The following is a 17952-nucleotide window of genomic DNA, read 5'->3' as shown; positions in this document are numbered from 1 at the left end:
CTCGTGGTGGGCGATACTGGGATCGAACCAGTGACCTCTTCCGTGTCAGGGAAGCGCGCTACCGCTGCGCCAATCGCCCGCTGCTCCGTGCGGAGCGCCTCGCTCGGTGAACGATCGAGGTGGATACGGGATTCGAACCCGTGTATACGGCTTTGCAGGCCGCTGCCTCGCCTCTCGGCCAATCCACCGTGTACGGGATTCGGTGTCGGCGGCCCGAGGGCCGACCAGGTGGGAGGCACCCGAGGGTGCCGTCCCGATGACGCCGGTCCGAGGACCGGTGTTCGAGCGGATGACGAGATTCGAACTCGCGACCCTCACCTTGGCAAGGTGATGCGCTACCGCTGCGCCACATCCGCATGTAGGTCGTACTGGTGTTGCCGTCTTGCGTGTCGTGCTGTCTTGCTGTCTTGCTGTCTGTCCGGCGCTTTCGCTGCCCGGCTCGACCTAGAAGAATGTATACGACAGCGGCGCCGGAATCCAAATCGAGCGGACGCCGATCCCGCCGCTCGGAGTCCGATCCGCGTCTTTCCGCGCGAAACCGGCTCGTCGCCGTCCGTTCACCCGGGCGTGGCGGGCGTCGGCGGTGCATCCGGGCCCCGCGGATCCGCTACGATCGTCTCTCGGGTCGTCCAGCACGTCCCCCTGGGCGATTGGCGCAGTTGGTAGCGCGCTTCCTTCACACGGAAGAGGTCATCGGTTCGAGTCCGGTATCGCCCACCCTCACCCCCGGTCCGTGCTCACGCACTCGGCCGGGGGTTCTCTCGTCCCGCCGCGGTCGTCCTCCGGCCTCGCAGCGCCCAGTCGAAGGAGCCGACCCGCGATGATGGGCCGCTCGCACGCCGTCTCCGGTGCGCTCGCCTGGGCCGTCGCCGCCTCCGTGCCCGCCGTCGCCGGGCCCCTCGGCCTCGCGGGTCTCCCGCTCGACCTCCGACTGGTCGGCCTCGGAGTCGCCGCCGGCTGGGCCCTGGTGCCCGACGCGGACCACGCGAGCGCGACCGTCTCCCGCTCGGCGCCGGCCGCCTCCCTGCTCACCGCGACCGCGGGCCGGATCAGCGGAGGGCACCGGCACGGGATGCACTCGCTGCTCGCGGTCGCCGTCGTCTGGTACCTGGTGCCGGTGCTCACGGCGCTGCGCTTCCCGGTGCCGGTCGTCGGTCCCGTCGCCGTGGCCGCCGTGCTCACGCTGCCCGCCCTCGCGTTCGCCGCGAAGGCCGTCCGGGCCGCCCCCTCCTGGCGCATCGCCTGGGCCGGGGCGACGGTCGTCACGGTCCTGCTCGTCGCGCTCGCCGACGGCACCTGGGCGTGGCTCCGGGTCGCCGCGACGCTGGGCTACCTCGTGCACGTGGCCGGCGACGCCCTCACGACCGGCGGGATCAACTGGCTGTGGCCGCTGCGCGTGCGCCTGCCGCGGCGCCTGCGCCGGACACCGCTGCGCCACGTCTGGACCACCGGAGGCTACGCCGCGCTGCCCGTCCTGGGCTCCTCCGGGTCCTGGCGCGAGACGGTCCTCTACTGGCTCATGTCCGCGGCGACGATCGTGCTCACCGCCTCGATGATCACGGCCGAGCTGCGGTAGCCCGGGGCGCCCTCCTCAGAAGACCTTCCCCGGGTTCATGATCCCCAGCGGGTCGAACACGGCCTTGATCCCGCGCTGGAGCGCCAGCGAGTCCTCGCCCAGCTCCTCCGCCAGCCAGCGCTGCTTGAGCAGTCCCACGCCGTGCTCGCCCGTGAGCGTGCCGCCGAGGGCCAGGGCCGTGCGGAAGAGCTCCGCGGCGGCGTCCCAGACGTCCTCCCCCACGGGTCCGTCCCCCGCGGGCAGCACGAAGTTCGGGTGGAGGTTCCCGTCCCCCGCGTGGGCGACGGTGGGGATGCTGAGCCCCGTCCGCTTCTCGATGCCGCGGATCGCCGCGAACATCGCCGGCAGCGCGGAGCGGGGCACGCAGACGTCCTCGATCAGCACGCGGCCCTCCGCCTCGAGCGCCGGGTGGAAGGCCCGGCGGACGGCCAGCAGAGCCTCACCCTCGGCCGGGTCCTCGGTCGCCTCGGCGGCGCCCCCGGAGGCGGTCACGATCTCGAGGACGCGCTGCGACTCCTCCGCCGCTCCTCCGCCGTCCGTCTGGACGAGGAGGTAGGCGGCACCGCGGTCCAGCATCGCTCCGGTGTAGCGCGAGATCGCGGCGAGCGCCGCCTCGTCCATCAGCTCCATCACCGCGGGACGGAGCCGCGCGGCGGTGATCGCGGCGGAGGCGGCGGCCGCGGCGACGACGCTCGGGAAGTACGCGCCGACCGTGACCACGCGCCCGGACGGGATCGGGCGGAGCTTCACGGTGGCCTCCACGATGACGCCCAGCGTCCCCTCGGAGCCGGTCAGGAGCGCGGTGAGGTCGTACCCGGTGACTCCCTTCACGCTGCGGCGGCCGGTGCGGAGCAGTCGCCCGTCGGGGAGGACGACCGTCAACCCGAGCACCGCCTCCCGGGTCACGCCGTACTTGGCGCACAGCAGCCCCCCGGCGTTCGTCGAGATGTTGCCGCCGATGCTCGAGATCGCGCGGCTCGCGGGGTCGGGCGAGAACACGAGGCCGTGCGGAGCGACAGCGTCCGACAGCGCCTGATTGATGACCCCGGGCTCGACCACCGCCAGCTCGTCCTCGAGCGACACCTCGAGGATGCGGTCCATCGCGGCGGTCGAGAGGACGAGCGCTCCCCCGCTCGCCACTCCCCCGGCAGCGAGGCCCGTTCCCGCTCCGCGCGGCACGACCGGGAGCCGGTGCTCCGTCGCTATGCGCAGCGCCGCCTGCACGTCCTCGACCGAGCGCGCAGCGACGAGCGCGAGCGCGCGACCCGGTGCGGAGAAGCCCGACTTGTCGGTGTGCACGGCCTCGAACCCGGGGCCCTCGGTCAGGACCGCGTCTCCGAGCGCGTCGCGCAGCTGTCGGAGGATCTCGTGGTCGTGCATGGTTCACTCCGTGCGGTCGCGGGCGGGTCCTGCCGATCCTTCCACGGGCGCGGGGCAGGATGGCGGGATGACCGGAGAGACGCGATGGCCGCGGTGACGAGCGCGGGGATCCTGCTGCACCGCGAGGGCCCCTCCGGCACCGAGGTGTTCCTCGGGCGGATGGGCGGCCCCTTCTGGACCCGGCGCCCCCGCGCGTGGACGATCCCGAAGGGCGTGCACACGGGCGACGAGACGCCGCTGGACGCCGCGCGCCGCGAGTTCGAGGAGGAGACCGGCGCTCCTCCGCCCGTCGGGGAGCTGACCCTCCTCGGCGCGTTCCGGCAGAGCGCGGCCAAGACCGTCACGGTCTTCGCCGGGCGCGGACACGCGGACACCGCCTTCGTCGCGAGCAACACCTTCGAGCTGGAGTGGCCGCGGGGCTCCGGCGTGCTGCGCAGCTTCCCCGAGCTGGAGGACGCCCGGTGGCACCCGCTCGACGAGGCCCGCTCGCTGGTGGTGGCCGGGCAGGTCGCCGCCCTCGACGCGCTGGCCGAACTGCTGGCGGATCCGGACGGCGGGGACCGGGCCGGCACCGCCCCCTAGTCCGCGGTCGCGTAGACCCGCAGGCCCAGCGGCACGATCCGCACCACGGCCTCGTCGAATCCGTCGCGGGAGCCGTCGAAGCGCTCGGTCTCGCCGTCGTGCGCCCACTCGGGGTCGTCCCCCGCGGGCCGGCGCGCGCCGACGGTGATCGCCGGCGTCGAGAACGACTCCACCACCGGTGCCCGCCAGCCGGGCACACGGCCGACCACCGGGGTCGCCGTACGGCCGAGCAGGAGCGAGAACGCTCCCCGGGTGCGCGGAGTCCGTCCTGAGTGCAGGATGCGCACGTCGAGGTGGCCGTCGTCGAGCCGACGCCGGGCGAGCGGGGCGGCCGTGCGCGGGTGCTCCTGGTTCACCCCGACGAAGTACGACCAGACGAGCTGCGTGCGCCCGTCGCGCCGGAGCTCGAACGGATCGGTGCGCCGCACGACCGAGAGGGCCGCGATCACGGCGGCGAGCGGCTTCCCGATCCGCTTCTCGCGCTTCTCGCGGGCCGCGACGAACTCCGGGTAGACGCCGATCGAGACCGTGTTGAGCACCGTGACCGGGTCTCCCCCGTCCGCGACGACCTCGGCCACGTCGACGTCGCGGCGCTCGCCGATCGTCGCCGCGTCGAGCGCGTCCTGGACGGTGAGCAGCCCCAGCGCCTTCGCGAAGTGGTTCATGGTCCCGCCCGGCAGCACGAGCAGCGTCATCCCCTCGGCGCGGGCGAGAGCGGCACCGACCGACATGGTCCCGTCCCCGCCGTAGATCCCGAGCACCCGGGGCGGAGAGTCCCCCGAGCGCGCCTCGCGCACCACGTCGGCGAGGTCCTCCCCCTCGGTCAGCCGGTGCACGCGCGCCTTCGGGAACCGGGCCCGGACCAGCGGCTCGGGATCCGGGCGGTGCGAGTCCCGGCCCGCGCCGGGGTTGAGGACCACGAGGAGGGCGGCGCCGTCCCCCAGCGGGCTGCGGTCGACGGGGGGCCGGGTCGCGCGCTCCGAGACGGGCACGTGGCGCGGCTCGGCCGGCAGGACGGCTCGGCCGACGACCGCGACCGCCGCGCCGAGCGCCGCGCCGCCGAGGACGTCCGAGAGCCAGTGGACGCCGACGTGCAGGCGGGAGAAGGCCACGGCGGCGGCGAGCGGGGCGACCGCCGCCCCCACTCGGGGCGACTCGAGCGCGACCCCGGCGGCGAAGGCAGCGGCGCTCGCCGCGTGCCCCGAGGGGAAGGACGCCGACATCGGCACCGTCGCCAGGCGCCGGCCGACCGGGACGTCGACGAGGAGCGGCCGGTCGCCGCCGAACACGCGCTTGCCGACCAGGTTCGCGAGCGCGCTGGCCGCGGCGAGCGAGGCGGTCCCCCGCAGAGCCTCGCGGGGACGGCCCGCCAGGAGCAGCAGAACGCCGACGCCGGCCCAGAGGACTCCGTGGTCCGCGGCCCGGGAGAGCCCCACGAGCGCCCCGTCGACGACGGGCGACGGGCGACGGGCGTTCAGCCGCCGGGCCGCACGAGCGTCCGCCCGGCGCACGACGCGCGGGACGGTGACGAGTCGGCGGAGCAGGACGGACGGGGGTCGGGTTCCGCGGAGGGCCATGCGCTCAGCGTAGGAGGAGGCGCCTCCGCGGTCCCTGGACCGGTCGATGGCGCGCTACACCTCGCCGAAGCCCGACTCGACCAGATCGCCGAGCCGGCCGACCGCCTCCTGTGCCTGCGGCCCCGACGCCGAGAGGACGACCTCGTCCCCGCGGTCGAGCCCCAGCGACATCACGCCGAGCAGGCTCGTGGCGTCCTTGCCGTTCGCGTCGATCCGGGCGTCGAAGGTGGCGGCGAGCGTGACGAAGTCGGCCGCGGGACGGGCGTGCAGGCCGTTCGGGTTGATGAGGCGGACGCGGCGCTGCACGCGCTCGTCACCGGGCGAGGCCTCCTCGGCGGGAGCAGCGAGCGTCTCGACCCGGGCCGACTCCGCGGCGGCGAGCACCTCGTCCAGCGACGCCCCCGTGCCCGCGGCGACGGCGGCCGCGACCGCCCCCTCCACCAGCGGGGCGTCGGCGATCCGGACCCGGGCGCGCGCGTCGTCGTCGAGGAACTCGACCGCGGTCTCCGCCGTCATGATCGCCGAGCCGAGGTCGCAGAGGACGACGACCCCCTCGCCGGAGTCCGCTTCCGCCAGGGCCGCCGTGATGCGGTCGAAGCTGGTGCCGATGCCGCCGTCGTCCGTCCCGCCCGCGGCGACCAGCGCGACCGAGGCCGCCATCTGCTCCGCGAGCTCGACCAGCCCCTCCGCCAGCTGCGCGCTGTGCGAGACCAGGACCAGCCCGACGCTCACGCCGCCGCCTCGGCTGCTGCGCGGAGCAGGAGAACGGTCGACACGCTGCCGGGATCTCGGTGCCCGATGGCGCGCTCGCCGAGGTAGCTGGCGCGTCCCTTGCGGGCGACCAGCGGGTCCGTCGACTCCGCTCCCTTCTGCGCCGCCTCCGCAGCCGCGGCGAGGACGTCGGCCGGAGCCGCTCCCTCCTCGGCGGCGGCCGCGGCCGCGTCGACCGCCGGCGTCCACGCGTCCACCATCGTCTTGTCGCCCACCTCGGCCTTGCCGCGGAGCACGATGCCGTCCCTCGCCGCGGCCAGGAGAGCTGCGACGTCAGCGCCCTCGAGCGCGTCCTCGCCCGCGACCGCGGCGGAGGCCTTCAGGAACGCCGTGCCGAACAGCGGGCCCGAGGCGCCGCCGACGGTGGAGATGAGCGTCGTCGCGACCAGCTTGAGCACGTCCGCCGGGAGCCCCTGCTCCGGCGCCCCGTCCAGCTTCGCGACCACGGCCTGGAAGCCGCGGTCCATGTTCTCGCCGTGGTCCCCGTCGCCGATCGCCCGGTCGAGCGTGATCAGCTCGACCCGGTGCTCCGCGATCGACTCGGCGGCGCGGCGGATCCACGCCGTCGCCCACGCCGCGTCGAGCCCGGCTCCCTGTGCGTCCTGCATGGTCGTCTCCTCCTCGTGGGCCGCTCCTGCGGCTGTCGTTCCGGTCATGGTGTGCGCGCGGGCGCTCAGCGTCCCCACCGCAGCGCCGCGGTCTGCACCGGGGAGTCCCACAGCTCGGTCAGGGCGTCGTCGAGCTTGAGGACGGTGAGCGAGAAGCCCTGCATCTCGAGCGACGTCGTGTAGTTGCCGACGAGGCTGCGTGCGACGGTGATCCCCTTCTCGGCCAGCGCCTCGGCTGCGCGGCGGTAGGCGAGGTACAGCTCGATCTGCGGCGTGCCGCCCATGCCGTTCACCAGGAGCAGCACCTCGTCCCCGGAGGAGAACGGCAGGTCCTCCAGGATCGGGCCGAGGATCCGGTCGACGATGCGGTCGGCCGGCTCCAGCGCGATCTTCTCCCGGCCGGGCTCGCCGTGGATGCCGATGCCGATCTCGATCTCGTCCTCGCCCAGCTCGAAGCTCGGCTCGCCCGCGTGCGGGACGATGCACGGCGTGAGGGCGACGCCCATCGAGCGCACGTTGGCGATCACCGTCTCGGCGATCGTCGCGACCTCGTCGAGGGAGTCGCCCCGCTCGGCCGCCGCGCCCGCGATCCGCTCGACCAGCACGGTGCCGGCCACGCCGCGGCGGCCCGCGGTGTAGAGCGAGTCCTTCACCGCGACGTCGTCATCGACGATCACGCTGCGCACCTCGATCCCCTCGGCGCCGGCGAGGTCGGCCGCGGTCTCGAAGTTCAGGACGTCGCCCGTGTAGTTCTTCACGATGTGCAGCACACCCGCGCCGCCGTCGACGGCCTGCGTGGCCGCGACGATCGGGTCGGGCGTGGGCGAGGTGAAGACGGGACCGGGGACGGCGGCGTCCAGCATCCCGAATCCGACGAAGCCCGCGTGCAGCGGCTCGTGCCCGCTGCCGCCTCCGCTGACGATGCCCACCTTGCCCGAGCGGGGCGCGTCGGCCCGCACCACGAACAGGGGATCCGACACCACCCGGACCAGGTCGGCGTGCGCCAGGCCGAAGCCGGCCACCGACTCCGTGACGACGTTCTTCGGGTCGTTGATGAGCTTCTTCATCGAGGTCTCCTCCAGGATCGGGCCACCACTCGGGCGTCCCGTGACCTGCGGGCGATCCGGCGCGTGGTGGATCGCCGCCCGCACCGTCGCGGACAGCAGCCCCACGTTACGCCCTGCGCTCGCGCCTACGGCAGCGGGACGACGGCGCGCTGCGTCTCGCGGACCCACTCCTCGAGCTTGGCCGTGGCGGCCCCGGAGTCGACGGCCTCCGCCGCGCGGTCCATCGACGTCCGCAGGCGCTCCAGGACGGGCGTGCGCACCAGGTCCGGGTCGCGCGCCAGGTCGAACGCCGCGAGGCCCGCGGCCGCGTTCAGAAGGACGATGTCGCGGACGGGGCCGCCGTCTCCCGCGAGCACCGAGCGCACCACGCTCGCGTTGTAGGCGGCGTCGCGGCCGCGCAGCTCGTCGATCCGGGCGCGGGGCAGGCCCAGGTCGCGCGGATCGAGGTCGTGCTCGACCACGGAGCCGCGCGACACCTCCCAGATGTGGCTGTGACCCGTGGTCGTGAGCTCGTCGAGGCCGTCGTCCCCGCGGAACACCAGAGCCGTCGCCCCGCGCGTCCGGAACACGCCGACGACCAGCGGCACCCGGTCGAGGTGCGCCACCCCGACCGCAGAGGCCTCGGGACGGGCCGGATTGCAGAGCGGGCCGAGGAAGTTGAACACCGTCGGCACGCCCAGCTCGGCGCGCACCGGACCGGCGTGCCGGAAGCCGGGGTGGAAGAGGGACGCGAAGACGAAGGCGATCCCCGTCCGCCGGAACACCTCGGCCACCCGCTCGGGGGAGAGGGAGAGGTCGACCCCGAGTGCCGCGAGCACGTCGGAGGAGCCGGAGGAGGAGGACGCGGCCTTGTTCCCGTGCTTCACGACGGGCGTGCCGGCGGCGGCCGCGATGATCGACGCGGTGGAGGAGATGTTGACGGTCCCGAAGCGGTCCCCGCCCGTCCCGACGATGTCCAGGGCCATCGGGTCCACGTCCAGCGGCACCGCGTGGTCGAGGATCGCGTCGCGGAAGCCGACGATCTCGTCGACGGTCTCGCCCTTCGCCCGGAGGGCCACCAGCAGTCCGGCGAGCTGCGCCGGAGTCGCCGCGCCCTCCATCACCTGCTCCATGGCCCACGTCGCCTCGGAGACGCTCAGATCGGAGGACTCGAGGAGTGCGCTGAGAACGTGCGGCCAGGACAGGGTTTCCGACATGGCTCCCAGATTATGCGACGAGGATCGCCTCCCGGCTAGTGCGACTTCCCTCCCCTGCCATCGGCCATAATGGTCTGTGTGACGAGCACCTCTCTCTCCCCCACGGCCACCGCGCCCGTAGTGAACCGACCCAACCCGGTCGCGGTCGGAACGATCGTCTGGCTGGGCAGCGAGGTCATGTTCTTCGCGGGCCTCTTCGCGATCTACTTCACCCTGCGCAGCACCTCTCCCGAGCTCTGGGGCGCCGAGACCCAGATCCTCAACGTCCCCTACGCGGGCGTGAACACGGTGATCCTCGTGGCCTCGTCGTTCAGCTGCCAGTTCGGCGTGTTCGCCGCCGAGCGGCTGCAGCCGCGCGCGACGGGCCTCAGCCCGTTCAAGTGGGGCATGGTCGAGTGGTTCTTCCTCACCTACGCCCTGGGCGCGGTCTTCGTCTCCGGCCAGGTGCTCGAGTACGCGACCCTCGTCTCCGAGGGCGTCACGCTGTCCAGCAACGCCTACGGCTCCGCCTTCTACCTGACGACCGGCTTCCACGCCCTGCACGTCACCGGCGGCCTCATCGCGTTCCTCCTCGTCATCGGCCGCGGCTTCGCGGTCAAGAACTTCGGGCACAAGGAGGCGACGAGCGCCATCGTCGTCTCGTACTACTGGCACTTCGTCGACGTCGTCTGGGTCGGCCTGTTCGCCGTCATCTACTTCCTCAAGTGACGCGCCCGCCGATGCCCCACTCCACTCCCGACCCCCGCAGGAAGGACGCCTCGATGGCCTCCCCGAAGACGAAGAGCCGAGCCAAGAAGGGTCGCCGCCACCCGCTCGCCACCCTGGCCCTGATCGCCATCGGCCTCGGGCTCACCGGCGGGACCTACGCCGCGGTCGGCGTCGCGACGTCCGCCTCCGCGGAGACGTCGTCCACCAGCCAGCAGACGATCGACGAGGGCTCGAAGCTCTTCGCCGCGAACTGCGCCACCTGCCACGGCCTCGACGCCGCGGGCACCGACAACGCTCCCTCCCTCATCGGAGTGGGCGCGGCGTCGGTCGACTTCCAGGTCGGCACCGGCCGCATGCCGATGCAGATGCACGGCCCCCAGGCGCTCGAGAAGCCGGTGCAGTTCACCGACGAGCAGGTCGGCGAGCTCGCCGCCTACGTCGCGTCGCTGGCCCCCGGCCCCGCGATCCCCGAGGGCGAGGTCCTCGACGGACAGGGCGACGCGGCGAACGGCGCCGAGCTGTTCCGCATCAACTGCGCCATGTGCCACAACGTCGCCGGGGCCGGCGGCGCGCTCACCGAGGGCAAGTTCGCTCCCCCGCTGGGCGGCGTGACCGAGGCGCACATCTACGAGGCGATGGTCACCGGCCCGCAGAACATGCCGGTCTTCAACGACCTGAACATCTCGCCCGAGGACAAGCGCGACATCATCTCGTACCTCAAGTACATCGAGGCCAACCCGTCCCCGGGCGGATTCGCGCTCGGCTCCCTCGGGCCGGTCGCGGAGGGCCTGTTCCTCTGGATCTTCGGCCTCGGCGCGATCGTGGCCCTGACGGTGTGGATCACCGCCCGATCCAACTAGACGACTGCAGCGCCCTGACGGGCGCGACTGACCCACGGCACCGACTGGTGCCGACACGGCGTGAAAAGGAGAACCATGGCAGAGCACGATGAGGGTGGCACGGACCTCGCCACCTCGTCGGCCACCGGGCACGGAACGGCTCCGGCCGGCACCGCGGTCGTGACGCGGGACCGCGTCCAGGACCCGGGCCTCCCGCCGCACCGCCCCCGGATGACCGACCTCGACCCCAAGGTCGAGAAGCGTGCCGAGCGCACGGTGTACACGCTCTTCTACCTCTCCTTCGCGGGCTCGATCTTCGCGGTAGCCGCCTACATGGCGTTCCCGATCACCGAGGACGTCGCGTCGGTCCGGCTGAACACGCTGTTCATCGGCCTGGGCATGTCCCTCGCGCTCCTGGGCATCGGCATCGCCGCCGTCCACTGGGGCAAGCAGCTGATGTCGGACCACGAGGGCATCGACATCCGCCACCCCGTCCGCAGCGCGGAGCCCACCCGCGCCCGTGCGCTCGAGATCTTCGACCAGTCCGACAAGGAGTCCGGCTTCGGCCGCCGCTCCCTCGTCCGGAACAGCCTGATCGCCTCCCTCGTCGTGTTCCCCCTGCCCGCCGTGATCCTGTTCCGGGGCCTCGGCCCGCAGGACCAGAACCCCGTCGCCCTCCTCAAGACCACCCTGTGGGAAGAGGGCACGAGGCTCACCCTGGACCCGTCGGGAGCGCCGATCCTCGCATCGGACGTCACCCTCGGATCCGCCTTCCACGTCATCCCCGAGGGCCTCAACGACGCCGAGGGCAAGCTGGAGGAGAAGGCCAAGGCCGCCGTCCTCCTGATGCGCCTGAAGCCGGAGGACCTCATCGTCAGTGAGGGTCGCGAGACCTGGAACTACGATGGAATCGTCGCCTACTCCAAGATCTGCACGCACGTCGGCTGCCCTGTGGCGCTGTACGAGCAGCAGACCCACCACCTGCTGTGCCCGTGCCACCAGTCGCAATTCGACATCACGCGCGAGGCCGCCGTCATCTTCGGCCCGGCGAAGCGTCCGCTTCCGCAGCTCCCCATCACCGTCGACGCCGAGGGTTACCTGGTCGCCAGAAGCGACTTCACGGAGCCCGTCGGACCGTCCTTCTGGGAGCGATGACTCACATGTCCACCACCACCCCCTCACGCCCCTCCAGCTCCCCCGCGGAGCCCGAGGACGGCGTCATCCTCGGATCCGGCAAGTTCCAGAAGGGGTACGTCGGAGCGGCGTCGAACTACATCGACGAGCGCACGAGCATCTCCGCGGTCGTCAAGGAGTTCGGTCGCAAGATCTTCCCCGACCACTGGTCCTTCCTCCTCGGCGAGGTCGCGCTCTACAGCTTCGTCATCATCCTGCTGTCGGGCACCTTCCTCACCTTCTTCTTCCAGGCCTCGATGGTCGAGACGCACTACGAGGGCAGCTACCTGCCCCTCAAGGGCATCGAGATGTCGGCGGCGATGTCGTCCTCGCTCGACATCTCCTTCGACATCCGCGGCGGCCTGCTGATGCGGCAGATCCACCACTGGGCGGCACTGCTGTTCGTGGCCTCGATCGGCCTGCACATGCTGCGCATCTTCTTCACCGGTGCGTTCCGCAAGCCCCGCGAGCTCAACTGGGTCATCGGCTTCGTCCTCTTCATCCTCGCGATGGCCGAGGGCTTCACCGGCTACTCGCTCCCCGACGACCTGCTCTCGGGCAACGGCCTCCGCATCATCGACGGCATGGTCAAGGGCATCCCGATCGTCGGCACCTGGATCTCGTTCCTGCTCTTCGGCGGCGAGTTCCCGGGCACCGACATCGTCGGCCGCCTCTACACGCTGCACATCCTGCTGCTGCCGGCGCTGGTGCTCGCGTTCATCGCCCTGCACCTCGTGTTCGTGGTCGTCCACAAGCACACCCAGTTCCCCGGTGCGGGCAAGACCGAGCAGAACGTCGTCGGCTACCCGGTGCTGCCGGTCTACGCCGCGAAGGCCGGTGGATTCTTCTTCATCGTCTTCGGCGTCGTCGTCCTCATCGCCTCGCTGTTCACGATCAACCCGATCTGGAACTACGGCCCGTACGACCCCTCGCCCGTCTCCGCGGGAACCCAGCCCGACTGGTACATCGGCTTCGCCGACGGCGCCCTGCGCCTCGTCCCGCCTGGACTCGAGTGGGCCATCCCGGGCATCGGAACCCTGTCGTTCAACATCCTGATCCCGCTCGTCGGTCTCGGACTGTTCATCGCCGTGGTCATGCTCTACCCGTTCCTCGAGGCGTGGATCACCGGTGACAAGCGCGAGCACCACCTGCTCGATCGCCCGCGCAACGCCGCGACCCGCACCGCGATCGGCGCCGCCGGAGTCAGCTTCTACGCCGTCCTCTGGGCCGCCGCCTCGTCCGACCTCATCGCGACGCACTTCCACCTCACGATGGAGGGCGTGATCCACAGCCTGCAGTTCCTGCTCATCGCGGGTCCGTTCATCGCGTACTTCATCACCAAGCGCATCTGCCTGGCGCTGCAGAAGAAGGACCGCGAGATCGCGCTGCACGGCTTCGAGTCGGGCCGCATCGTCCGCCTCCCCGGCGGCGAGTTCATCGAGGTGCACCAGCAGCTCGACGAGTACGAGCGCTGGAAGCTCGTCGGTCAGGACGAGTACGAGCCCCTGATGATCCGTCCGGACTCGCGTGGCCGCATCACCGCCCCGCAGCGCGTCCGCGCCGGCCTCTCCCGCTGGTTCTTCGAGGACCGGATCACCCCCGTCACCCAGAAGGAGCTCGAGAGCTCGCACAGCGAGCACTGATCCTCCCCCGAAGGGCCCGGACGTTCGTTCGTCCGGGCCCTTCGTCGTTCCCGCAGCGGGGCGGCGCCTGTCCTCCGGCGCGGTGGAGGTCGTCGGTGCACCGAGAGCCGGTGAGACCGGATCACAGCGCCTCGACGGCGACAAGCCGGCAGGAACGTGGGGCGATACTCCGGACCTCGAGACCTCCGCTCCTTGAATCACGAGACGCCGTCTCACCGCCGAGCTGGAGACGTCCGCCGCCATCCGATCATGGAGTGAGCCAGCCCCTCTGCGTGCTCGCAGTGTGGTCGTCCGGTGAGGTCCCCGGTCCCCGTACACGTCGAGACGCTCCGGATCGGTTCGAGGGTACCCATTCCCAGCAGGACTATCAGGACTGCCCTCCCCCCCACTCACGGTCGAACCCTCTGTGATCGGCGACGGCGACGCTCGCCGGTGAGACCGAGGATGCGACCTCCGGGCCTCGACGACCGTCGCTGCAGCGGCGTCTCAGGCTCCTTGTGCTCGCACCGACCGGCACGACCCGCTAGACGTACCGAGGAACTCTAAGAGCCGCAGGGGCGCCCGCGGTTCCGCCGGGGTGCGGGCTCCGCTGGGGTCGGAACGGTGTGCAGGAGTCCGTAGGGCAGCGCAGGCGCCAGAACAGGCGCGGCAGGCCCAGTACGGCCGCAGGCGCAGCAGTATCGGCGACCGTAGTGGCCATCACCGCCGGCACACCCACAAGCGCACAGGAGAGCCGCCACAGGCGTAGCCCGCTCACCCGTGACCGGAGCAGGAGCCGTCGCAGCGCTGCTCTGGAAGGGTGACGACGCGGCCCGACGCTGCTGCTCGACGCCGCCCGCTGCGCTCCCCTGCGAGCTTCCGCGTCGCGGGCAGTCGGATGTTCCCAAACGTGCGCCTCCGCGCGGAACGCCTCTGTGTCCTGCCAGCAGGACACCAAGAGAGATCCCGCTCAGCTCGTCATCCCTCACTGAGCGGCCCCGACCCTCACTCCCGGCTCTCACCCGGATGTCCCTGCTCTCACCGGGAGGCTCGATCCCCCACTGATCGGCGAGCGACGCCCCTGCACGAAGCCGAACGGCCGAGCCGACCGGGTCCCGACCGCGTGTCCCTTCCTCCTGGACACACGAAAGGACCGGGTGCACGGAGCCGAAGCCCTCGTGCACCCGGCCCTCGGCCGTGCGATGCGCCCTAGCGAGCGAAGTACCCGCGGTAGTACTCGTACACCCAGCCGGCGATGGCGACCAGGAAGAGTCCGACGGCGATGTAGGTGATCCAGAACCCCACGGCCAGGCCGAGGAATCCGAGGGCCGCGGAACCGCCCAGGATCAGCGGCCACCAGCTCCACGGGCTGAAGAAGCCCAGCTCGGGGTCTCCGTCATCGATGTCCGCATCGAGGCGATCCTCGGGGAGCTCGGCACCCTGCGCCTTGTGGACGCGGCCGACGTAGAACGCGATGAACGCGCCCAGCACGGCCGAGAGGCCGATGCCGACGGTGCCGACCCACTCCACCTGGCCCGTGTCGAGCAGCGACCACACGATGTACGTGATGTCGGCGAGGAGGAAGAAGCCCGCGAGGAGCCAGAAGAGATTGACGTTGGCGCGCATGGCCCTACTTCACCGTGCCTTCGGACTTGTCGTACGTGGGGGCGTCCGGAGCGTCCTTCGCCGGACCGATTCCGACGGGGATGCCGGCCTCGGGGTGGTTGAGGTCGAACGCCGGGGCCTCGCTGCGGATGCGCGGGATCGAGGTGAAGTTGTGGCGGGGCGGCGGGCACGAGGTGGCCCACTCGAGCGACCGGGAGAAGCCCCACGGGTCATTCACCGTCACCTTGGGCGCCTTGCGGGCCGTGATGTACACGTTCAGGAAGAACGGGATCAGCGACACCGCGAGGATCATCGCTCCGACCGTCGACACCTGGTTCATCCAGGTGAAGCCGTCCTCGGGGAGGTAGCTGGCGTAGCGGCGCGGCATGCCGACGACGCCCAGCCAGTGCTGGATGAGGAAGGTGGTGTGGAAGCCGATGAACAGCAGCCAGAAGTGCCATTTGCCCAGCGTCTCGTTCAGCATCTTGCCGGTCCACTTCGGCCACCAGAAGTAGAAGCCCGAGAACATCGCGAAGACGACGGTTCCGAACACGACGTAGTGGAAGTGCGCCACCACGAAGTACGAGTCCGAGACGTGGAAGTCGAGCGGGGGCGACGCGAGGATCACGCCGGTGAGTCCACCGAAGGTGAAGGTGATCAGGAAGCCGATCGCCCAGATCATCGGGGTCTCGAAGGTCACCGATCCGCGCCACATGGTGCCGACCCAGTTGAAGATCTTCACGCCGGTCGGAACCGCGATGAGCATCGTCATCAGCGAGAAGAACGGCAGCAGGACCGATCCGGTGACGTACATGTGGTGCGCCCACACCGTCACGGAGAGGGCGGCGATCGCGATGGTCGCGTAGATCAGCGTCTTGTAGCCGAAGATCGGCTTGCGGCTGAAGACCGGGAAGACCTCGGACACGATGCCGAAGAACGGCAGCGCGATGATGTACACCTCGGGGTGGCCGAAGAACCAGAACAGGTGCTGCCAGAGCAGGACCCCGCCGTTGGCAGCATCGTAGATGTGTGCGTCGAACACGCGGTCGGCGCCGAGGGCGAACATCGCGGCGGCGAGCACCGGGAACGCGAGCAGCACGAGGATCGACGTCACCAGGATGTTCCAGGTGAAGATCGGCATGCGGAACATCGTCATGCCGGGAGCGCGCATCGTGATGATCGTCGTGATGAAGTTCACCGCGCCGAGGATCGTGCCGAAGCCCGAGAGCGCGAGGCCGAAGACCCAGAGATTGCCGCCGAGCCCTGGTGAGAACGTCGTACTCGACAGTGGCGCGTACGCGAACCAGCCGAAGGACGCCGCACCCTGCGGGGTGACGAATCCGGCGACCGCGATGAGCGAGCCGAAGCTGTAGAGCCAGTACGCGAAGGCGTTGAGGCGGGGGAACGCGACGTCGGGGGCGCCGATCTGCAGCGGCATCAGGACGTTGGCGAAGCCGGCGAAGAGCGGCGTCGCGAACATCAGCAGCATGATCGTGCCGTGCATCGTGAACAGCTGGTTGTACTGCTCGCGCGTCTCGACCACGTTCAGGCCGGGCTCGAACAGCTGGGCGCGGATGACCAGGGCCATCACGCCGGCGATGCAGAAGTAGATGAACGACGTGATCAGGTACATGTACCCGATGACCTTGTGGTCGGTCGACGTCATCCAGCGGACGAGGACGTTCGCCTTGCGCTGGACCGGCGGAGTGCCGGCGGTGCGCGTCGGGCGGGGTGCCGTGGCGGTGCTCATGCTCCCTTACTCCTCGTTCTCGCGGGCCGGCGCGCCGGTTCCGGGAAGGTTCGAATTGCGGTTGTACTCGGCGCCGAGCTGACCGGTCTGGCCCGCGTCGCGCAGCGACTGGATGTAGTCGTCGTACTCGCCCTGCGAGACGACCTTGACGTTGAAGAGCATCGCGGAGTGGTACTCGCCGCAGAGCTCGGCGCACTTGCCCGCGTAGGTCCCCTCCTTGAGAGGCGTGACGTACATGTAGTTCGTCTTGCCGGGGATCATGTCCTTCTTGTAGAGGAAGTCGACGACCCAGAAGGAGTGGATCACGTCGCGCGCGTCGAGCTGGATCTTGATCTTCTGTCCGACGGGCAGGTAGAGCGTGGGGATCTCGGACTCGACGAGCGAGCCGGCGGCGTCTCCGCCCTCCTGGTACTGGCCCTGGATGCCGGCGGAGTAGACGTCCTCGTCGACGTAGTTGAAGTCCCACGCCCACTGCTTGCCGTACACCTGGATGGTCTCGTCCGGGTCGTCGTAGGGCTGCTCGATGGCGGCCTGGTCGCGCGCGGTGAAGGCGAAGAAGCCGATCACGAGGATCAGCGGCACGATCGTGTAGAAGATCTCGATCGGCATGTTGTAGCGCAGCTGGACCGGCAGGCCGGTCTGCCCCTTGCGACGGCGGTAGACGACCACCGCCCAGATGGTGAGACCCCACGTGACGACGCCGACGGCGAGCAGGACGATCCAGGAGGTGACCCAGAGTCCGATGACGCGGTCGACGTGGTTCGTCGTGCCGGGTTCGGTGGGGAGCCAGCCCTGGAGCTGCTCTTGCGTGCAGCCCGCGAGGACGAGGGCGAGGGCTCCTGCGACGGGGGCAGCGACCCATCTGCGGATTCGGCGATTGAAGCGCACCGGTGACCTTTCGGAAGACTGGGGACCAGTTCACACGAAACTGTATTAGACCGGCTCCAGCCTACCCTTCCGCTCCGGCGGCCCGGTGCACGACGACCCGCTCTTGACGTCCCGGTCGAGTGGTGCAGTCATGACGAACGGCGCCCGACGGGCCACCGGAGTGGACTGTCGGACGCCGTTCGGAGGCGCTGCGGCCCGGGGCCGCGCGGCGTCAGTGGAAGCTGTCGCCGCAGGCGCAGCTGCCGCCCGCGTTGGGGTTGTCGATGGTGAAGCCCTGCTTCTGGATGGTGTCCTCGAAGTCGATCGAGGCGCCGTCGAGGTAGGGGACGCTCATCTTGTCGACGACGAGGCCGACGCCCTCGAACTCCACCGCGGCGTCGCCGTCGAGGGTGCGCTCGTCGAAGTAGAGCTGGTAGATGAGGCCGGAGCAGCCGCCGGGCTGCACCGCGACGCGCAGGCGCAGGTCGTCGCGGCCCTCCTGCTCGAGCAGGCTCTTGACCTTGGCGGCGGCGGTCGGGGTCATCGAGACGCCGTGGGCCGCGCTGGGCGGGGTGGCGAGGGGGGTCGCCGTCTGGTCGGTCAGTGTGTCTGACATGTCACTCCTCAGGGG

16 protein-coding genes and 4 tRNA genes are annotated in these 17952 nt (G+C 70.9%); 7 read left to right on the top strand and 13 right to left on the bottom strand.

Annotated features, from left to right (window positions below):
* Window positions 1-4 precede the first annotated feature (4 nt).
* The 3 genes from C5C56_RS00675 to C5C56_RS00665 all read right to left on the bottom strand — a co-directional run bounded on the left by C5C56_RS00675 (window position 5) and on the right by C5C56_RS00665 (window position 356).
* Window positions 5-79: transfer RNA gene (locus C5C56_RS00675), tRNA-Val, on the bottom strand.
* A gap of 38 nt (window positions 80-117) precedes the next feature.
* Window positions 118-188 (bottom strand) — tRNA-Cys (locus tag C5C56_RS00670).
* 96 nt (window positions 189-284) lie between these two features.
* Window positions 285-356, bottom strand: a tRNA-Gly gene (locus C5C56_RS00665).
* Between the two features lie 288 nt (window positions 357-644).
* Between C5C56_RS00665 and C5C56_RS00660 the strand changes: the two genes are divergently transcribed.
* A tRNA-Val gene (locus C5C56_RS00660) sits at window positions 645-717 on the top strand.
* Between the two features lie 103 nt (window positions 718-820).
* Window positions 821-1576, top strand: a complete 756-nt coding sequence (locus C5C56_RS00655; protein WP_104261617.1) for a metal-dependent hydrolase — start codon at window positions 821-823, stop codon at window positions 1574-1576.
* 15 nt (window positions 1577-1591) lie between these two features.
* Here the strand turns inward: C5C56_RS00655 and C5C56_RS00650 are convergent, their stop codons facing one another.
* On the bottom strand, window positions 1592-2956 hold the full coding sequence (locus C5C56_RS00650) for an FAD-binding oxidoreductase (RefSeq protein WP_104318965.1): 1365 nt from the start codon (window positions 2954-2956) through the stop codon (window positions 1592-1594).
* Between the two features lie 84 nt (window positions 2957-3040).
* Between C5C56_RS00650 and C5C56_RS00645 the strand changes: the two genes are divergently transcribed.
* Window positions 3041-3538 (top strand): NUDIX domain-containing protein, encoded by a 498-nt coding sequence (locus C5C56_RS00645; protein ID WP_104246759.1) that lies wholly within the window; start codon window positions 3041-3043, stop codon window positions 3536-3538.
* Here the strand turns inward: C5C56_RS00645 and C5C56_RS00640 are convergent.
* The 5 genes from C5C56_RS00640 to trpD all read right to left on the bottom strand — a co-directional run bounded on the left by C5C56_RS00640 (window position 3535) and on the right by trpD (window position 8757).
* Window positions 3535-5115: a bifunctional phosphatase PAP2/diacylglycerol kinase family protein gene (locus C5C56_RS00640; protein WP_104318964.1), complete on the bottom strand. Its 1581-nt coding sequence runs from the start codon at window positions 5113-5115 to the stop codon at window positions 3535-3537. The genes C5C56_RS00645 and C5C56_RS00640 overlap by 4 nt on opposite strands.
* 54 nt (window positions 5116-5169) lie before the next feature.
* Window positions 5170-5847, bottom strand: coding sequence for a dihydroxyacetone kinase phosphoryl donor subunit DhaM (gene dhaM / locus C5C56_RS00635; protein WP_104318963.1), 678 nt, complete (start codon window positions 5845-5847; stop codon window positions 5170-5172).
* Entirely contained in the window at window positions 5844-6494 is a 651-nt protein-coding gene (dhaL, locus tag C5C56_RS00630) for a dihydroxyacetone kinase subunit DhaL (protein ID WP_104261619.1), read from the bottom strand. Before dhaL ends, dhaM begins: the two co-directional genes overlap by 4 nt.
* Window positions 6495-6559: 65 nt before the next feature.
* Window positions 6560-7561 (bottom strand): dihydroxyacetone kinase subunit DhaK, encoded by a 1002-nt coding sequence (dhaK, locus tag C5C56_RS00625; RefSeq protein ID WP_104224645.1) that lies wholly within the window; start codon window positions 7559-7561, stop codon window positions 6560-6562.
* A gap of 125 nt (window positions 7562-7686) precedes the next feature.
* Window positions 7687-8757: an anthranilate phosphoribosyltransferase gene (trpD, locus tag C5C56_RS00620; RefSeq protein WP_104225357.1), complete on the bottom strand. Its 1071-nt coding sequence runs from the start codon at window positions 8755-8757 to the stop codon at window positions 7687-7689.
* Window positions 8758-8826: 69 nt separating this feature from the next.
* Here trpD and C5C56_RS00615 point away from each other — a divergent pair, with 69 nt between their 5' ends.
* The 4 genes from C5C56_RS00615 (at window position 8827) to C5C56_RS00600 (ending at window position 13120) form a co-directional block, all read left to right on the top strand.
* Window positions 8827-9465 (top strand): heme-copper oxidase subunit III, encoded by a 639-nt coding sequence (locus tag C5C56_RS00615; RefSeq protein ID WP_104224647.1) that lies wholly within the window; start codon window positions 8827-8829, stop codon window positions 9463-9465.
* A gap of 53 nt (window positions 9466-9518) precedes the next feature.
* On the top strand, window positions 9519-10325 hold the full coding sequence (locus C5C56_RS00610) for a c-type cytochrome (RefSeq protein WP_104224648.1): 807 nt from the start codon (window positions 9519-9521) through the stop codon (window positions 10323-10325).
* 75 nt (window positions 10326-10400) lie between these two features.
* Complete coding sequence (locus C5C56_RS00605) at window positions 10401-11459, top strand: ubiquinol-cytochrome c reductase iron-sulfur subunit (RefSeq protein ID WP_104225358.1); 1059 nt, start codon at window positions 10401-10403, stop codon at window positions 11457-11459.
* A gap of 5 nt (window positions 11460-11464) precedes the next feature.
* Window positions 11465-13120: a ubiquinol-cytochrome c reductase cytochrome b subunit gene (locus C5C56_RS00600; protein WP_104224650.1), complete on the top strand. Its 1656-nt coding sequence runs from the start codon at window positions 11465-11467 to the stop codon at window positions 13118-13120.
* Between the two features lie 1188 nt (window positions 13121-14308).
* Here the strand turns inward: C5C56_RS00600 and C5C56_RS00595 are convergent.
* From C5C56_RS00595 to erpA, 4 genes are all read right to left on the bottom strand, one after another.
* Entirely contained in the window at window positions 14309-14725 is a 417-nt protein-coding gene (locus tag C5C56_RS00595) for a cytochrome c oxidase subunit 4 (RefSeq protein ID WP_104224651.1), read from the bottom strand.
* Window positions 14726-14729: 4 nt separating this feature from the next.
* Window positions 14730-16454 (bottom strand): cytochrome c oxidase subunit I, encoded by a 1725-nt coding sequence (gene ctaD / locus C5C56_RS00590; protein WP_104224652.1) that lies wholly within the window; start codon window positions 16452-16454, stop codon window positions 14730-14732.
* Between the two features lie 6 nt (window positions 16455-16460).
* The gene (gene coxB / locus C5C56_RS00585; protein WP_104224653.1) at window positions 16461-17342 is read right to left on the bottom strand and encodes a cytochrome c oxidase subunit II; all 882 of its coding nucleotides are present in this window, start codon (window positions 17340-17342) and stop codon (window positions 16461-16463) included.
* Window positions 17343-17553: 211 nt separating this feature from the next.
* A complete protein-coding gene (gene erpA, locus C5C56_RS00580) occupies window positions 17554-17937 on the bottom strand; it encodes an iron-sulfur cluster insertion protein ErpA (RefSeq protein ID WP_104224654.1) in 384 nt (127 codons plus the stop codon).
* Window positions 17938-17952 lie beyond the last annotated feature (15 nt).

The sequence above is a fragment of the Rathayibacter sp. AY1D1 genome (genome assembly GCF_002932635.1).
Lineage (GTDB): Bacteria > Actinomycetota > Actinomycetes > Actinomycetales > Microbacteriaceae > Rathayibacter.
This window is presented reverse-complemented; position numbering and strand designations above follow the sequence as displayed.

What these genes read in the sequence shown, in the direction of transcription:
- C5C56_RS00655 (WP_104261617.1), top strand. Translation starts at nt 821, where the DNA reads ATGATGGGCCGCTCGCACGCCGTCTCCGGTGCGCTCGCCTGGGCCGTC.
- C5C56_RS00650 (WP_104318965.1), bottom strand. Translation starts at nt 2,956, where the DNA reads ATGCACGACCACGAGATCCTCCGACAGCTGCGCGACGCGCTCGGAGAC.
- C5C56_RS00645 (WP_104246759.1), top strand. Translation starts at nt 3,041, where the DNA reads ATGGCCGCGGTGACGAGCGCGGGGATCCTGCTGCACCGCGAGGGCCCC.
- C5C56_RS00640 (WP_104318964.1), bottom strand. Translation starts at nt 5,115, where the DNA reads ATGGCCCTCCGCGGAACCCGACCCCCGTCCGTCCTGCTCCGCCGACTC.
- dhaL (WP_104261619.1), bottom strand. Translation starts at nt 6,494, where the DNA reads ATGCAGGACGCACAGGGAGCCGGGCTCGACGCGGCGTGGGCGACGGCG.
- dhaK (WP_104224645.1), bottom strand. Translation starts at nt 7,561, where the DNA reads ATGAAGAAGCTCATCAACGACCCGAAGAACGTCGTCACGGAGTCGGTG.
- trpD (WP_104225357.1), bottom strand. Translation starts at nt 8,757, where the DNA reads ATGTCGGAAACCCTGTCCTGGCCGCACGTTCTCAGCGCACTCCTCGAG.
- C5C56_RS00615 (WP_104224647.1), top strand. Translation starts at nt 8,827, where the DNA reads ATGGTCTGTGTGACGAGCACCTCTCTCTCCCCCACGGCCACCGCGCCC.
- C5C56_RS00610 (WP_104224648.1), top strand. Translation starts at nt 9,519, where the DNA reads ATGGCCTCCCCGAAGACGAAGAGCCGAGCCAAGAAGGGTCGCCGCCAC.
- C5C56_RS00605 (WP_104225358.1), top strand. Translation starts at nt 10,401, where the DNA reads ATGGCAGAGCACGATGAGGGTGGCACGGACCTCGCCACCTCGTCGGCC.
- C5C56_RS00600 (WP_104224650.1), top strand. Translation starts at nt 11,465, where the DNA reads ATGTCCACCACCACCCCCTCACGCCCCTCCAGCTCCCCCGCGGAGCCC.
- C5C56_RS00595 (WP_104224651.1), bottom strand. Translation starts at nt 14,725, where the DNA reads ATGCGCGCCAACGTCAATCTCTTCTGGCTCCTCGCGGGCTTCTTCCTC.
- ctaD (WP_104224652.1), bottom strand. Translation starts at nt 16,454, where the DNA reads ATGAGCACCGCCACGGCACCCCGCCCGACGCGCACCGCCGGCACTCCG.
- erpA (WP_104224654.1), bottom strand. Translation starts at nt 17,937, where the DNA reads ATGTCAGACACACTGACCGACCAGACGGCGACCCCCCTCGCCACCCCG.